Annotated in this window: 12 protein-coding genes; 9 read left to right on the forward strand and 3 right to left on the reverse strand. The window is 42.6% G+C overall.

Translation table 11 applies throughout. The features are described 5' to 3' along the window. The first annotated feature begins 55 nt into the window (after positions 1-55). The 5 genes from ICL16_RS15495 (at position 56) to ICL16_RS15515 (ending at position 6,005) form a co-directional block, all read left to right on the forward strand. Positions 56-2,290, forward strand: a complete 2,235-nt coding sequence (locus ICL16_RS15495; protein WP_190829254.1) for a GumC family protein — start codon at positions 56-58, stop codon at positions 2,288-2,290. A 188-nt stretch (positions 2,291-2,478) separates the two neighbouring features. Beyond that, the gene (locus tag ICL16_RS15500; RefSeq protein WP_190829256.1) at positions 2,479-3,036 is read left to right on the forward strand and encodes a serine O-acetyltransferase; all 558 of its coding nucleotides are present in this window, start codon (positions 2,479-2,481) and stop codon (positions 3,034-3,036) included. Positions 3,037-3,318: 282 nt separating this feature from the next. Beyond that, the gene (locus ICL16_RS15505) at positions 3,319-4,356 is read left to right on the forward strand and encodes a glycosyltransferase family 2 protein (RefSeq protein ID WP_190829258.1); all 1,038 of its coding nucleotides are present in this window, start codon (positions 3,319-3,321) and stop codon (positions 4,354-4,356) included. A 105-nt stretch (positions 4,357-4,461) separates the two neighbouring features. Then, positions 4,462-5,631 (forward strand): glycosyltransferase family 4 protein, encoded by a 1,170-nt coding sequence (locus ICL16_RS15510; RefSeq protein ID WP_190829260.1) that lies wholly within the window; start codon positions 4,462-4,464, stop codon positions 5,629-5,631. Between the two features lie 104 nt (positions 5,632-5,735). Continuing rightward, on the forward strand, positions 5,736-6,005 hold the full coding sequence (locus tag ICL16_RS15515) for a type II toxin-antitoxin system ParD family antitoxin (RefSeq protein ID WP_190829262.1): 270 nt from the start codon (positions 5,736-5,738) through the stop codon (positions 6,003-6,005). Positions 6,006-6,256: 251 nt separating this feature from the next. On the opposite strand, the gene ICL16_RS15520 is transcribed toward ICL16_RS15515, so the two are convergent. Both ICL16_RS15520 and ICL16_RS15525 read right to left on the reverse strand, forming a co-directional pair. Further along, on the reverse strand, positions 6,257-7,174 hold the full coding sequence (locus ICL16_RS15520; RefSeq protein ID WP_190829264.1) for a histone deacetylase family protein: 918 nt from the start codon (positions 7,172-7,174) through the stop codon (positions 6,257-6,259). Between the two features lie 54 nt (positions 7,175-7,228). Next, positions 7,229-7,450, reverse strand: a complete 222-nt coding sequence (locus ICL16_RS15525; protein ID WP_190829266.1) for a hypothetical protein — start codon at positions 7,448-7,450, stop codon at positions 7,229-7,231. A gap of 231 nt (positions 7,451-7,681) precedes the next feature. On the opposite strand from ICL16_RS15525, the gene ICL16_RS15530 reads away from it, so the two are divergent. From ICL16_RS15530 to lnt, 3 genes are all read left to right on the forward strand, one after another. Continuing rightward, positions 7,682-8,974 (forward strand): chloride channel protein, encoded by a 1,293-nt coding sequence (locus tag ICL16_RS15530; protein ID WP_337907015.1) that lies wholly within the window; start codon positions 7,682-7,684, stop codon positions 8,972-8,974. Positions 8,975-9,111: 137 nt separating this feature from the next. Further along, complete coding sequence (gene gyrA / locus ICL16_RS15540) at positions 9,112-11,697, forward strand: DNA topoisomerase (ATP-hydrolyzing) subunit A (protein WP_190829268.1); 2,586 nt, start codon at positions 9,112-9,114, stop codon at positions 11,695-11,697. Positions 11,698-11,788: 91 nt separating this feature from the next. Further along, positions 11,789-13,492 carry an apolipoprotein N-acyltransferase gene (gene lnt / locus ICL16_RS15545; protein WP_420485280.1) on the forward strand — a complete coding sequence of 568 codons (1,704 nt, stop codon included), beginning with the start codon at positions 11,789-11,791 and terminating at the stop codon, positions 13,490-13,492. Between the two features lie 64 nt (positions 13,493-13,556). Here the strand turns inward: lnt and ICL16_RS15550 are convergent, their stop codons facing one another. Continuing rightward, complete coding sequence (locus tag ICL16_RS15550) at positions 13,557-14,786, reverse strand: hypothetical protein (protein ID WP_190829270.1); 1,230 nt, start codon at positions 14,784-14,786, stop codon at positions 13,557-13,559. Positions 14,787-15,312: 526 nt separating this feature from the next. Here ICL16_RS15550 and ICL16_RS15555 point away from each other — a divergent pair. Then, positions 15,313-15,948 (forward strand): PEP-CTERM sorting domain-containing protein, encoded by a 636-nt coding sequence (locus ICL16_RS15555; RefSeq protein ID WP_190829272.1) that lies wholly within the window; start codon positions 15,313-15,315, stop codon positions 15,946-15,948. Positions 15,949-16,274 lie beyond the last annotated feature (326 nt).

Below are 16,274 nucleotides of genomic sequence, written 5' to 3' on the forward strand. Positions count from 1 at the left end.
TTATTTCTAATTCAAGCTGATTGAGATACGTGCAATCTACAAATAAGGAAACTGTATGGAAAATAAAGGTAATACAGAGGATATAAATTTACAGAAATACTGGCTAGTTCTCAAACGTCGTTGGCTGGTAGGCTCGTCGGTATTCGTAGCCTGCTCAACTTTAGCCGGGTTTAGTTTATTTTTAGAAAAACCGTCTTACGAAGCGAGTGGAAAGCTTCTATTCTTAACCAATAGAACCTCCTCTTTGACTGGAGTAGGAGAAAAAATCGGGCATTTAGAGTCGATTAAGCGAGAATCCAACCCCTTAGACACGCAAGCTTTGATAGTGCAGTCTGAGCCTGTTATTCAAAAAGTAATAAATAATCTAGAACTTAAAGATAAGAATGGTGCGCCTTTACGCCCAGAGGCAATTTCCATCAAGGCAGAAGCATTAACTGGTACAGATGTTCTGAAGGTTTCTTTCATATCTACAGATGCTGAATTAGCTAAATCAGTAGTTAATCAGGTGATGAAAGTTTACATCGATAAAAACATTTTAACCAATCGATCAGAAGCCATATCAGCGGGTGAGTTTGTCACCACACAATTGCAACCAGCGAAAAGACAAGTAGACAAAGCAGCAGAAGAACTACGTCGGTTTAAAACGAAGAATCAAGTAATTGATTTACAAGAAGAAACAGAAGGCACAGTTAAAACAATTACTAGTATAGATGAAGAATTAAATAATGCTAAATCTCAATTAGCAGATTTGGGCGCTCAGGAAATACAAATAACTAGGCAAATAAATTTGCCTACACAAAACGCTGTAGATATAACTTCTCTAAGTCAAATACCTGGAGTACAAGAAGCATTAGCTGAACTACAAAAGGTACAAAATCAGCTAGCAGCAATGAGAACTCGCTACAGTGATGCCCATCCATCAGTAATCGATCTGCAAGAGAAAGAAGCAGCTTTAAATTCCATATTACAACAAAGAACTGCTCAATCTTTAGGCAGCGAAACTCAAGTAGCTCCAGGAAAGTTACAAATAGGTAAAATCAAACAAGATTTGACTGCAGAGTTCGTCAAGTTGCAGTCACAACGTTCAGGTTTAGAGCAGAAAATCAACACTTTGTCTGAACTCAGAAATGCTTATAAGCAAAGAGCTGATATTCTACCCACATTAGAGAAAAAGCAAGGAGAACTAGAGCGCAGTTTGTCAGTAGCACAAAAAAGCTACGAGAATCTGTTAACTAGACTACAAGAAATCAAAGTCGCAGAAAATCAAACTGTAGGTAACGCTCGCGTGCTTCAAGACGCCAATGTGGAAAGTAACCCAGCGGCAATGAAGAAGAAACTAGGAATTTCTGTCGGTGGAGTATTTGCTGGGTTACTACTTGGTGTAGCAGCAGCATTTATAGTAGACTTAATTGATAGAAGGTTGAAAACAGCTAAAGAAGCAGAGGAACTTTTTGGTCATACTTTGCTAGGACTAATCCCTCAGTTTGAAACTAGCGACACATCAATTACAGATAAAAACTTTGAAGGATCTTCTCCCCGAATTATTGTCGCCACGTCTCCTCGCTCTGTAGTTCATGAAGCATACCAAATGCTAGTAGCAAATCTTAAGTTTACAAGCTTGGATAAAAAAGTTCGCACAATTGTGGTGACAAGTTCCCAAGCAGGAGAGGGGAAATCAGAAGTTTCTGCTAATTTAGCTGCGGTGATGGCTCAGGCGGGAAGAAGAGTTCTGCTCGTTGATGCAGATATGCGTCAACCCACTCAACACCACCTTTGGGATAGAATTAACGCTGTGGGTTTGAGCAACGTGATGGTTGGTCAAGATGAGTTTTCATTTGCTGTACAAAAAGTTACATCTTACTTATCAGTGCTTACTGCTGGTGTGATGCCACCCAACCCTATGGCATTAATAGACTCAGAACGTATGAGTTCTCTACTGGACATGTTGTCTCAGAAGTATGATTATGTTATAATAGATACTCCACCATTAGTAGGAACTCCTGATGCAGCAGTTTTAGGTAAAATGGCAGATGGAGTCTTGATTGTAGTCAGACCAAGTGTTTTAAATTCTAACAGTGCAGTAGCCGCAAAATCTCTATTAGCACGTTCTGAGGCTAATATTTTGGGAATAGTCGCCAACGGTGTGGATGTTAAACAAGAGCCTGAAAGTTTCTTTTATTACCCCAGTAACCGTAACGACTATAGCGTTGAGAAAGTAAGTAATAGAACACGTACAGTGTCTGTTGGTAATACGCATAAAAGTGAGAGAACCAGGGTTGAAGAAGAATAAGCAATATCCGTGATGTCGCACTTGTTCTCTAAAATCGTCAAGGGTTATTTGTCAATTGTCAACACAAATGACAAATGACAAATGACAATCCTTCCAAGTCAATGTGCAACATGAAGTACCGCTTATGAATAGAAAAACCCAGTTCCTGGGAAAATTTATGAATTGGAAACTGGAATAGCAATAAAATTATGGCTGCACAAATGTCCGCAACTACCATTGCTAGCCAAACAGAATCTACTTTAAGTTTATGGCAGCAAATCAAAGAAGATTGGATTGCTCACGGAAAAGATTGGACTAAACCTGGTTTCCGAGCAGTAGCAGTGCTGCGTTTCGGAGTTTGGCGAATGAAAATTCAACCCAAATTTCTGCGTGCACCTTTGAGTATCCTCTATCGCATGCTGTATCGCAAAGTTCGCAATAACTATGGAATTGAACTTCCTTATAGTGTACAACTAGGTCGCCGCGTTGTGATCGAACACCAAGGCGCAATTGTCATTCATGGGGATTGTGCGATCGGTGATGATAGTATTATTCGCCAAGGTGTTACCTTGGGAAACCGCTATCTAAATCGTCCTTTTGATGCACCAAAATTAGGTAAATCTGTCAATGTCGGTGCTGGGGCAAAAATATTTGGCAATGTCACTATTGGTGATGGTGCAAATATTGGTGCCAATGCTGTAGTTCTTTGCGATGTTCCCCCAGGCGCGACAGCAGTTGGTGTACCCGCAAAAATTATTTTAAGCTAATGCACTGACATATTGCACTTTTTTCGTTAAGACTGTCATTTGTCATTTGTCAACCTTAACGTCAAACGGTATATAGCAATCCTAAATGATTCACGAACACCAAGAAACCCGGTTTCTTGGAGAAACCGGGTTTCTAATGGCTAGCATTTGCAACTCGAATAGGACTGCTATAGCTTCATTCAACTTATTAGCAAATTCGATTTTTTCATCTCAGTTTAAACAGTGTTTGTGAGAACACTTACTTTGTCTTGTTCATTTATTTAAATTACCAAGGGTAGCTCTATGAAAAAAGTATCTGTTATCATCCCGGTTTACAAAGTTGAGAACTATATTGCGGCAACAGTACAATCTGTTCTTGCGCAAACCTATACAAATTTTGAACTTCTAATTATAGATGATGGTTCTCCCGATCGCAGTATCGAAATCTGTCAACAATTTAGCGATCCCAGAATTAAAATTATTCATCAACCAAATCGAGGAGTTGCTGCTGCAAGGAACACTGGTATACGGCATGCCCAAGGAGAATATTTAGCTTTTCTAGATGCAGATGACTTATGGGAACCAACGAAGTTAGCAAAACATGTTGAGCATTTAGAGCAAACACCAACGGTTGGAGTTAGTTTTTGTCGCTCTGCTTTCATTGATGAGAAAGATAAACCTCTGGGAATATATCAGATTAGTAAACTAAAGGAAATTACCCCATTAGATTTACTTTGTCGTACTCCTATTGGTAACGGCTCTGTACCAGTTATTCGCCGCGAGGTTTTGGAAGATATTAAGTTTCAAGATAATCTTTATGGTGTTGTAGAAGATTTTTATTTTGATGATGATCGACAATTGCACCCATCAGAAGATGTTGAATGTTGGTTACGCATTGCGATTAAAACAAAATGGAAAATTGAGGGTGTTCCTGAAGCTTTGACACTTTATCGAGTTAATCCCACAGGGCATTCAGCGCAACTGCTGAAAAAGTTAAATTCTTGGCAAAGGTTAATAGAAAAAGCTGGCTCTTACTCTCCCGATTTGATGGCTTCGTTGGAAGATATAGCTATGGCTTACCAATTTAGACATTTAGCGCGAAGGGCAGTAACTTTGCGCAATGGTTCAACCGCTGTACAACTTATTAACAAAGCTATACTTACCTACTGGCGCATTTTATTTGAAGAACCACGGCGCACACTCATGACTTTAGGCGCTGCTTATTTTCTCTTGATTTTACCCCAGTCATTTTATCATAAAATTGAAAGCCTTGCTTTAAAAATTACCGGAGCTAATCAAAAACGTCACATTCTTCAACAACAAGTTGTACGTTCAACGTAGAGACGCTTCGCCGGAGCGTCTGTACAATCCAATGTAAAGACGTTCCGGCGGAACGTCTCTACTAAAAATATAATTTGTATAAATAAAAATACATATAAAAATTTTATGTCTAAACCCCTGCGGATTTTATATGCAGTTGGTCCGGAAGATGTGATAGAAGCTTATAATTACTGGATTAAAGGTTTAGATGCTCCTTCACAAGTATCAGTTACTTTTTCCAGTCAATTTTATGAAGTTTGCAAAACTTTAGATGCTCAAGGTTACGTAATTGCCCAGTCTAACAAGTTTGAAAAAGTGCAAGACGATCGCTTTATTATTGAGCGTCGCCCAGTGCCTTGGTCTCCTGGGGCATTGTATCATTTAAGACAAATTTACTGTGGATTAAGCTTACTCGCTTCTGCACTTCGCTTTAGAGCCAACGTTGTCGTTGCAGATAGTGGTACTACCTATTGGTTCGTTTTATCTTTATTTAGCTGGTTAGGGATCACAGTAATTCCATCACTGCATTGTATGTTGTGGTGTAAATATTTACCTCTGCGTTTAGTAGATAAACTGAATTTATCTCTCTCGCGTAATTTGTTTGCTTCAGATTGCAAGGCAATACTTGTAGCATCGCAAGATATAGCAAAACAAATTTCCCAATTGACATGTGGTAAACACCAACCAATTTTAGAATTCTTTTCTTCTTATCGTCGCTCAGACTTTGCCAATATACCTGAACCATCACCCCCATCACCTATGCGAGTTCTATTTGCAGGTAGAGTTGAGCAAAATAAAGGTGTGTTTGATTTACTAGAAATTGCCAAGGGTTTTGCTACAGAGGGTAAAGATATAATTTTTGACATCTGTGGTGAAGGTTCAGCATTAGAGCCTTTGCGTCAAGCAGCTATACAAGCAGGAGTTGAGCGATCATTTATCTGTCACGGGTACTGTAGTAAGCCGCAAATGCGATCCATGTTTGCTCAGTGCCATGTTGTGATTGTACCCACACGTACAGATTTTATTGAGGGTTTTAATCGAGTTGTCTGTGAAAGTATTTTATCAGGGCGTCCAGTTGTTACCTCAGCAGTTTGTCCGGCATTGTCTTATGTTGCAGATGCTGTAGTTGAGGTTCCTCCCAATGATGTTCAAGCTTACGGTGATGCATTGGTGAAGTTATTGTGCGATCGCCAACTTTACGAACAAAAAAGACTTGCTTGCCAAGTAGTACAAGAGCAGTTTTACGATCCTACCAAAAGTTGGGGTGCTGCGCTCAAATCTATCCTGCTTACTTAATAGATCCCCGACTTCGTAAAAGTTGTCGGGGATCTTGGAATGCGCGATTTTCATGCCCGGTATAGCGGATTGCTATACTAGAGTAAACTTGGAAGATAACCGCCATGAATATTTCCCTTACACCAAAACAAGAACAGTTCATTCAAGAACAACTCAAAAGTGGCAGATACAGCACTAGTGATGAGGTGATCGCGCAAGCATTACAATTGCTAGAAGAAGACGAGCGTAATTATCTGCATTGGGTAGAGGAAAACCGTGAAAAAGTAGCAGTGGGTATTGAGCAAGCAGATAAAGGACAACTCACCAATGGCAAAGTTGCTATTGCTAGAGTGCTTGAGAATATTCTTGATAAAACCCATCAGTCTCAAGCATGAGCACCTACAGCTTAACGGATGAAGCAATCCGAGATTTAGAAGATATTTCTAAATATAATTAATCAAAATTATGGTTAACTTCACACCAGCGGGAATGCCACAACCTAAAGTTGTCGATAATGCAACTCCGCCTTTAGAAAATGGCGCTCGCCTCACGCGCCAAGAATTCGAGCTGCTACTGTTGTAAGTTACCTTAGTATTGGAATTACAATGATGTAGGCATTCCCAGCCGGAGGCTGGGAACGAGGGGGCTAGGCTAGGCAGGGTTGAATGGTTGCTACTACTGATTGTCCGAGTGCTGATAAGTCGTAGCCGCCTTCTAAGCCAAACAGAATTTTGCGCGTGATGCCCAGGCAATATTCGGTGAATAAACCAAAGTCTTGTGGTTGTAAATTTATGCTGGCTAGGGGATCGTCGGCGTTGGCGTCGTAACCAGCACTGATAATTAGTAAATCTGGTTGAAATTTTGATAAAAAGGGTACTACTTTTTTTTCAAACGCTGGTTGGTAAATGCTAATGTCGCTGCCGGGAGGAAAGGGCAAGTTTAATACATTATTATGAAAGCCGCGTTCTGTGGCTCTACCAGTACCTGGATAGGAGGGGTACTGATGTAGGGAACAGTAAGCAATTTGCGGGTTAGTTTCGACTATTGCTTGAGTGCCATTACCATGATGCACATCCCAGTCAAGAATGGCGACGCGGTTAACTCCTGGTTGTTTGAGGGCATAGAAGGCAGCGATCGCCGCATTGGAAAATAAGCAAAATCCCATCCCCACAGTACTTTCAGCATGATGTCCCGGTGGACGAGCTAGCACAAAAGCCGGATTACTAGTTGCGATTACAGTATCAACACCATCCAACCAAGCACTTACTGCTAATAAAGCTACATCATAACTGCGTGGAGAAACTAGCGTATCTCCATCTAGATAACCACCCCCCGAAAGAGCGATTTGTTGAATTTTGTAGATATAACGCTGAGTGTGGATTTTTTCCAACAGAGGCATCAGCGTTTGTTCTTGGGGTGGGGTTGGCACGCGCCACTCTATATCACTTGCAAATGGCGCTTCTTTGAGGGCTGTGACAATCGCTGTTAAGCGTTCTGGCTTTTCTGGATGGAGGTATCCAGTCTTGTGATCCAGAAACTCATCTGAATAGATGACTGGGAACATAGGACGAAAAAGTAAGGCAGCGGGACACTGATTGAAATTGTATCCTGACTATAACTAGTCTTTGCCGAATCCGGTCATTTCATCACTTGGTTCATCAAGCATTTCTGGTACTATAGCTGGGTTATTCCTGACTTCTTCCGGAGGTAAGTCCCGCATTACATCATCAATGCTCGGAGGGTGCTTAATCATGTCTAGCACTTCTGGGCTTAATTGTGAAGCATCTGCTTCTGGATTTGTCTTTTCTGCTTGATTTGGAGTTGTTTCCTTACTACTCATAACAATTGCTTTTGTGTACTTGCCTCAGCTTAAACTCTCATATCGTCAAGCACACACTATCTTGGGGCTTAAATCCAGTACATACACGCTCTTAGGCTCAGATCCCCGACTTCTTTAAGAAGTCGGGGATCTGTTTGTTTACGTCTGAATTCTTTCTTAAAGGGGATGTTTTATATTTTAAAAAAGGTAAAGTTTTTGTATCTTTTGTTTCCTTTTGTTCAGGAATAAGCAGTGCTACCAAATCAGCATCCTCCTCAAGAGCCAACTCAACGCAGAACATTGCTTCAGCTGTTTGGATTAGCTAGGCGCAATCCTTTCATGATTTCACGTTGGGTTTTATGCTGGGCGCTTGTTGGGACTGTTTGTGGTCTATTTGCTGGGTTATACTGGAATGTTCTAGAACTAATAACTCATAGACTGCAACAATTTCACTCTTCTAGTCTCCTCTGGGTGATGCCAGTAGCTGGTTTGGTAATTGGACTGGTGATTTATTTCCTTGGCAATCCTGGAGAAATCGCCGTAATTGTCGATAATATCCATTTTCGCGGTGGACGTCTCGATGCTCGCAAAAATCCTTCAATGATTTTGGCTTCCCTAGTTAGTATATCGGCTGGTGGTAGCGCTGGTCCAGAAGCACCGCTGGTACAGGTGACGGGATCTTTTGGTACTTGGGTTGGTGATCGCCTGAAACTCCAAGGCGAAGATCTACGCTCTATGAGTTTAGCAGCAATGGCAGCGGGGTTCACTGCACTATTTGGCGCACCTCTTGGCGGTGCTATGTTCGCTCTAGAAATTTTGCACCACCAGCATATTGTCGAGTACTACGAAGCCCTAATGCCAGCTATTGTTTCGAGTTGTGCTAGTTATCTGGTGTTTGCCACAATTACGCACTTAGGAATTGCCCCTACCTGGCATTTCCCTAGCTACCGCCTAGAAAACATTGATGACTTTGCTAGTGCTATCATCTTTGGTATTCTGGGAGCGGTGGCTGGATGGGTGTTCATCGGCATTTTTCGCTTTTGCGATGCCGTCTTTGCCCAGATTCGCTTACCAATTTATGTCCGCACAACATTGGCGGGGTTATTTTTGGCGATTTTAGCTTCTTTGCTGCCCCTAACTCGTTACTTTGGACATGAGGAGTTAGATTCCGTTGTCAATCATAACTTTGGTGCTGTTTTCTTATTGGCGCTTGCCTTTGGTAAAATGGTGGCGATCGCCGTTACCGTTACAGGTGGGTGGCGCGGTGGATTTATCATCCCCTTATTTTTTACTGGAGCTTGTTTGGGTAAAGCAGTAGCAATCTTAGTTCCTGGACTTAATCCTACCCTTGCCATGATTTGTACAATGGCGGCTATTAATGCAGCCGTGACGCGCACACCTGTAAGTACAACTTTGCTGCTGTCGAAATTAACCAACTTCAGTCCCTTCACTCCCATCCTGTTTGCCAGTTTGATGGGATTTTTTCTCGCTCCCAAAGTTCCCCTGATTGCTTCTCAACTTAAGACTCCATCAATTAACAGTTAACTGTGTCCAAGCTAGTAAAAAGCAAAATGTGCTAGAATTGTATCAAAATACGGCAATTATTCAACAGTTGTTGGGAATAATTTTGCTTTTTTTTCAGTATAAAGGCAAAAATCTGCATTTTTGGAGTAATTTAGGTTATGACATTCTCTCAGGAGAGGATTATCCCGACTGATCTGGGGAATGAAATGTCCCGGTCTTATTTAGAATACGCCATGAGCGTAATTGTAGGTCGGGCGCTGCCAGATGCCAGGGATGGTCTGAAACCTGTGCATCGTCGGATTCTTTACGCAATGCATGAACTAGGGCTAACCCACGATCGCCCGTTTCGTAAATGCGCCCGTGTAGTAGGGGAAGTATTGGGTAAATATCACCCTCACGGCGACACAGCAGTATATGACGCCTTGGTGCGGATGGCACAGGATTTTTCCATGCGATCGCCTTTAATCGAAGGACATGGTAACTTCGGTTCAGTAGACAACGATCCTCCAGCGGCAATGCGATACACCGAATGCCGTTTGCAAGCTTTAACAGGTGCAGCCCTACTGCAAGATATAGAATCGGAAACAGTAGATTTTGTTGATAACTTCGACGCTTCCCAGCAAGAACCCACAGTCTTACCAGCACGTATCCCCCAGTTACTGCTCAATGGTTCCTCTGGGATTGCTGTGGGGATGGCAACTAATATCCCCCCCCACAATTTAGGAGAATTGATTGATGGATTAGTAGCACTAATTCACAATCCAGAAATTACCGATATTCAGTTAATGCAGTATGTACACGGACCTGATTTTCCCACAGGGGGACAGATTCTCGGTACAGCAGCAATTAAAGAAGCTTTCACCACTGGGCGCGGTTCAATTACCATGCGCGGTGTAGCTACTATTGAAACCGTAGAACAACGGGGACGCCCAGATAGAGAAGCAATTATTGTTACCGAATTGCCATATCAAACCAACAAAGCAGCGCTGATTGAAAAAATAGCTGAGTTGGTAAATGAAAAGCGCATCGAGGGAATTGCAGATATTAGAGATGAAAGCGATCGCGACGGAATGCGCATTGTCATCGAACTCAAGCGTGACGCCTATCCGCGCGTAGTATTAAACAACCTTTACAAACTAACGCCAATACAAGCAAACTTTGGAGCAAATATGCTGGCGTTAGTCAACGGCGAACCCCAAATACTCACCCTCAAGCAATTCTTAAACGTATTCCTAGACTTCCGCATCGAAGCAATTACCAGACGTACACAGTACGAACTGCGTAAAGCTGAGGAACGAGATCACATACTTCAAGGATTACTCATTGCCTTAGCAAATTTAGATGCAATTATCAGCCTAATTCGCAATGCACCAGATGCACCCACAGCTAAAGGTGAGTTAATTACAACACACGGTCTTAGCGAAGCGCAAGCAGATGCAATTTTGCAGATGCAACTGCGACGTTTAACCGCCCTAGAAGCAGATAAAATCCGTTCCGAACACGAAGAATTACAAACACTAATTGCTGACTTACAGGATATTTTGGCACGGCGAGAACGAGTGCTAGAAATCATCGAAACTGAAGTTACGCAAATCAAAAATACCCACGCCACACCACGGCGCACAGTAATTTCACCCAGCGAAGGAGAATTAGAAGACCTTGACCTAATTGCCAATGAAAAAGTTGTCATTCTGCTGACAGAACAAGGATACATCAAACGAATGCAGGTAAATACCTTTGAAGCGCAAAGCCGCGCTACCAGAGGTAAAGCAGCAGCAAAAATGAAAGAAGACGATGGAGTTGAACATTTCTTCACTTGCTGCGACCACAACAGTGTTTTATTCTTTAGCGAACGCGGTGTAGTTTACTGCCTCAAAGCCTATCAAATTCCCATCAGTTCTCGCACCAGTCGTGGCACACCAATCGTGCAAATGCTGCCAATACCTAAAGAAGAAAAAATCACCTCCATAGTACCAGTAAGCGAGTTTACCAGCGATGAGTATTTAGTCATGCTCACCAAAGGCGGTAACATCAAGAAAACAGAATTAGCAGCATTTAGCAACATTCGTGCCAATGGCTTAATTGCGATTTCTTTAGAAGAAGGCGATCAACTTCGCTGGGTGCGCCGCGCTAGAGTAGAAGACAGCATTCTCATTGGTTCTCGTCAAGGCATGGCAATTCACTTTAGATGTACCCATGAACAATTGCGTCCCTTGGGTAGGGCAACTCGTGGAGTAAAATCCATGAAGCTGCGCGATAAAGATGAATTGGTAGGTATGGATATACTGCCTGCAGCAATTCTAGACACATTAAATACAGAAGTAGAAGCCGAGGTAATTGAGGAGATCGAACCAGAAGAAAATGAAAATGAAGAGTCCACAGAAATCCTCAGCAACGGAAGTCCTGGTCCATGGGTATTAGTTATTACAACCGGAGGATATGGCAAGCGCGTTCCAGTATCCCAGTTTCGCTTGCAAAATCGTGCCGGTCAAGGTTTGATGGCAACCAAATTCAAAAACCGGAAAACTAAAGACCAACTGGCAACCTTACACATCGTCAACAACGACGAAGAGATTATGATGGTGACAAGTCGCGGTATCATCATCCGTCAAGCAGTGAATGCGATTTCCATACAATCGCGCTCGGCAACTGGAGTGCGAGTACAGCGCCTAGATGAAGATGACGCTATTACCGGAGTAGCAATTATTCCCCCAGATACAGGTGATGTGGCAGAAGCAGAATAAGAAGCAGGGGAAGCAGGGGAAGCAGGGGAGGCAGGGGAAGAATTTTACCCGTTTACTGCCTTACCTAATTGCTTTTAGCAGTGGTATTCTCATGGGGCTTACCGTAGCACCTGTGGGAGCATGGTTCTTAGCTTGGTTCGCCCTAGCCCCTCTGTGGGTGTTAGTTATTACTCGCTCCTCCCCCACTCTCCCTTACTCCCCCACTCCCCCACTCCCCCACTCCCCCACTCCCCCTTACTCCCCCACTCTCCCTTACTCCCCCACTCCCCCACTCCCCCACTCCCCCACTCCCCCTTACTCCCCCACTCCCCCTTACTCCCCCACTCCCCCACTCCCCCACTCCCCCACTCCCCCACTCCCCCACTCCCCCACTCCCCCACTCCCCCTAGCTCTCCTATGGGGTATCGGTTATCACGGTGTCGCCCTATCTTGGATTACGGGGATTCATCCTATGACTTGGATGGGGGTTCCTTGGTTGACAAGTTTGGCGATCGCCTTATTTTGTTGGGCATTCATCACCCTCTGGGGAGCTGCATTAGTTGCCATCTGGGCAACTCTCATGAGGGTGATTTTCATCCAAAATCCTTTGCTCCGTGTTCTCATTGGCACAGCTCTATGGTGTGGCTTAGAAGCACTGTGGAGTTCCGGAGCTTTGTGGTGGAGTTCTTTATCTTACACTCAAAGCCCGTATAATTTGGTAATTTTACACTTGGGACAAGTTTCTGGTCCTAGTGCGGTGACGGGGGCGATCATTGCTGTAAATGGCTTGATTGCAGAAGGATTTATAAACCGCAGAGACACAGAGGGCGCAGAGAGAAGAATTTTTTCCTCTGTGTCCTCTGTGCCTCTGCGGTTTTTTTATTTCAAAATCGCCGCAGTAATATTAATTACTCTCAATCTCGTCGGTTTTTACTTATACACTCAACCCCTGAGCCAAACACCGGATACTGCGCTAAGAGTGGGGATTGTTCAGGGTAATGTACCTAATGAAATTAAGCTTTATCCTGAAGGTTTTCGTCGCGCTATTGAAGGTTACACTAATGGGTATCTGACTTTGGCTAATCTTGGTGTAGAGGCGGTGTTAACTCCGGAAGGTGCTTTGCCTTTTCGTCAGGGTGATATTGTACGTAGCTCTTTGGTGGCAGGGGTGCGGGAAAAAGGTGTGGTTGCTTGGATTGGGGGTTTTGGTGACAGGGGACGCAGTTACACTAATAGTTTGTTTACTTTTTCGGGTGATGGAGAGATTAAAAGCCGTTATGATAAAACTAAGCTTGTGCCTATTGGTGAGTATGTTCCTTTTGAGGAAATTTTAGGTGCGATCGTTCAGCGATTGTCGCCTTTGGATGAACATCAAGTGGCGGGTTCACCAAATCAGGTGTTTGATACGCCTTTTGGTCGTGCTATTGTTGGTATTTGTTACGAGTCAGCTTTTTCTATTCATTTTCGCAATCAAGCGGCTAAAGGTGGGCAATTTATTCTTAGCCCTTCTAATGATGCTCATTATAGTGCGGCTATGCCTGCTCAGCACCATGCTCAAGATGTTATGCGGGCAATTGAAACTGATAGATGGGCTGTACGGGCTACGAATACTGGGTATTCTGCTTTTGTTAATCCTCATGGTAGAACTTTGTGGATTTCTAGGCATAATACTTATGAGGTTCATGCAGAAACAATTTATCGACGACAAAGCCAGACTTTATATGTGCGCTGGGGTGATTGGTTGACTCCGTTGTTGTTAGGGTTGGGTGTTTTAGGGTGGTTTCTGGATAGAGGTATTTTTTCACGACGAAATTAATAGATATCTCCGAAAATGAATGTAGAGACGCGAAATTTCGCGTCTCTACAAGCATGGCAGAAAACTACAGTAAACGGAATACAACAGGACAATTGATAATTGCACCAGTTGAACCGAACTTACCACCGTTAGGACCAGTTAGAAAGCCTGCTTCAACAAGTCCCAAAATTTGGAACTCTTCCCTCAATTGTGAGCGATAATTCTTATCAATCGCCTCTTGAGTCCACTCATAAAGATTAGCATCCCAAAGTGGGCTGTAGTCTGTAGCTAGAGTTGGGATACCGCCAAAGGTGTTATTTGGGCGGTATCCATCAGTCAAAGCTGCAAACAAACCTTGGCGTTGCGGGTTGGTGCAGCCGTCTTGAGAAGGTCCATTCACGGCGATGAAGATTCGCTCAACGGCACTGGAGAAACTGTCATCGTTACCTACTTCTACTCTCTGTAAGGCAGGGGCAAAAGTCGCACCTTCAATAGCAGCTACTGTTGGATCGTTAGCGTCCATTGAGATATACCAAACAGGACGCCCGAAGCTAAAGCCGTTGACTAGGTTCAAGGTAACTGTCATTGCTTTAGTGTCGATCGCCACTACTTCATCATGAACTAATTTGTAGTCGGGGTTGCCGTTAGGGGCATTAATTTGGGAGGCATCTACATTGAAAGCAATCATCGGCGCGTTGTAGACGTGACCTCCTGAATTACGAATACGAACCAGGGGGCTGTAAGCTTTATCACCTACCGAGCCTGGTTGTGCCGCTGTAGGTGGAAACGGACGATTGCTTGGACCTGGTTGTACTTGCCGTTCTGGCGTGAAATCAACTTTACCCTCGTTGAAGATAATATCTCCTTTTGAATTGAAGTTCCCAACACGTACCCCAGATGCCGAATAAGATAGCTTAGACGACAAGTTTAAACCGAGGGCTTTGGCATTCTGTGCATCGTCAGTATCAGTGAGAATATACCAGACAGTTTCTCCTGTTCTCATCTGACCTTTATACAAGGGAATTGTGATTGTGCCTTTTTGGAAATCAACTCTTCCTGTATTTAGAAGTTGAACTGGACCAACCAGACTAGTATTGACAGTGGATGGAGGTGGACCAAAGTAAGATGCAGCTGCATTTGCACCCACTGCAGCCGATGGGGGAAAAAAGTTGCAACCAAGTCCAGGTCCTAATGGTCCAGGTCCAGGTCCAGATTCGGCAAGAGCCATTAAGGGTAAAACAGTAACCGTTGCTATTGTGGTCAAAATTGCTTTTAGCACATTAACTGTGGAGCGGAACTGCAACAGGTTCATCATCTTTAATTCCTCAAATTAATATTGGCGTTTAGCTATTAAACATCTCCGCTATTTAATTGCGTGTTCGTCAAAACTCTTCTTAGAGAAGCAATTAATTACGTCTCTAAGTTTTTTCTAGAGATGTTTATTCGCTTTAACTTGTCTTTATTTCCACAAAGATATTACTTGAGCTATCTAGTTAAATATGAGTTTTTCCTGAGAATAAAACTAGTTTTTTCTGAGAATTTTCATAGGTAAAGATATGTCTTAAGAAGGATTGTATTTTGTTTTTTTGTATTGTTTTCAACATAAATGGTCAGATTTAAGGCAATGCCCACCACATGTAGTTTTGGTGGGCATTGCTACGTGTATTTCAAAAATTAAATAGTAGCTCTATGCTAGATGAGAATAAACTGAGATTTGGCTAAGAATATGCTTAATAAAAAATAAGTTTTTAGTAAAATTTTACGGACTTGACAACAATTTAAAATCTAGTATTCTAATCATCATAGTCTTAATTTCTTACCTTGTAATTCATTCAAAAAATATGATTTATACTGATGCAAGCTCTGAACAATCTGGTATTATTAACGGTAGTTTTGAAACTGGCAATTTTACTGGTTGGTCTACAATCGGTACTTCCTTTGTTGATACGTCAGAATTTGGAAACGATCCATCTTCCGGAAACTACAGTGCTTTACTGACAACTGGAGCAGCCGAAGATGGAGAATTGAATGTATTTTCTGACGAAGCGATAGAATCTTTCTTGGGCTTAGTTCCTGGTAGTTTAGATAGTCTGATTGTTAATAACGCAATAGAAGGATCGGCAATTCAGCAAACCTTCACAGCAAAAGCAGGCGATCGCTTAAGTTTTGATTGGAATTTTCTCACTAATGAAGCTACACCAAACTCAGATGGTTTCAATGATTTTGCTTTTGTATTAATCAACGGAGAAGTTTATAAACTGGCTGACACTTTTTCATCGTTTTTTAGTTCTTCTGCCAACGAATTTGATACAGAAACTGGATTTAACACTTTTTCTTATGATGTAACCACTGATAGCATCACGTTAGGATTTGGAGTATTAGATACAGGTGACAAAATGATGGGTTCTGGACTAATAATTGACAATGTAAAATTGGAAAATAGTGTCCTGGGAACAGTTTCAGTGTTGGATATATAATCATCTAGATTGGTATGATTGCAAAACAGTTGCCAAGAAGAGAAAATTAGCGTGCGATCGCACTACACTGTATTATCCATTAGAGCAGGTCAGTTTTGTAGAAATACAATTTTCTTGTGGGGTGGGCTTCTAGCCTGCCCACTAAACTCTGGGCGGGCAGGATGCCCACCCCACGCTCGGCAAATTCCTTTCGTCCCCTCGTTGCCTTTCAAGAGGCTCCGCCTCTAGTCATAACAACAATTGTCGATCTTATACGAAGTTGCTAAAGATAGTATCATTTGATGGAAGATAAAAGAAGACCATCAACTATGCCACGCTTGAGAATT

The organism is Iningainema tapete BLCC-T55 (assembly GCF_014698965.1).
In the GTDB taxonomy this organism is placed as follows: domain Bacteria; phylum Cyanobacteriota; class Cyanobacteriia; order Cyanobacteriales; family Nostocaceae; genus Iningainema; species Iningainema tapete.

Coding starts and splice junctions, on each gene's coding strand:
- ICL16_RS15515 (WP_190829262.1), top strand. CDS start 5,736: ATGAATATTTCCCTTACACCAAAACAAGAACAGTTCATTCAAGAACAA.
- ICL16_RS15525 (WP_190829266.1), bottom strand. CDS start 7,450: ATGAGTAGTAAGGAAACAACTCCAAATCAAGCAGAAAAGACAAATCCA.
- ICL16_RS15510 (WP_190829260.1), top strand. CDS start 4,462: ATGTCTAAACCCCTGCGGATTTTATATGCAGTTGGTCCGGAAGATGTG.
- ICL16_RS15550 (WP_190829270.1), bottom strand. CDS start 14,786: ATGATGAACCTGTTGCAGTTCCGCTCCACAGTTAATGTGCTAAAAGCA.
- ICL16_RS15555 (WP_190829272.1), top strand. CDS start 15,313: ATGATTTATACTGATGCAAGCTCTGAACAATCTGGTATTATTAACGGT.
- gyrA (WP_190829268.1), top strand. CDS start 9,112: ATGACATTCTCTCAGGAGAGGATTATCCCGACTGATCTGGGGAATGAA.
- lnt (WP_420485280.1), top strand. CDS start 11,789: ATGGGGCTTACCGTAGCACCTGTGGGAGCATGGTTCTTAGCTTGGTTC.
- ICL16_RS15505 (WP_190829258.1), top strand. CDS start 3,319: ATGAAAAAAGTATCTGTTATCATCCCGGTTTACAAAGTTGAGAACTAT.
- ICL16_RS15500 (WP_190829256.1), top strand. CDS start 2,479: ATGGCTGCACAAATGTCCGCAACTACCATTGCTAGCCAAACAGAATCT.
- ICL16_RS15520 (WP_190829264.1), bottom strand. CDS start 7,174: ATGTTCCCAGTCATCTATTCAGATGAGTTTCTGGATCACAAGACTGGA.
- ICL16_RS15495 (WP_190829254.1), top strand. CDS start 56: ATGGAAAATAAAGGTAATACAGAGGATATAAATTTACAGAAATACTGG.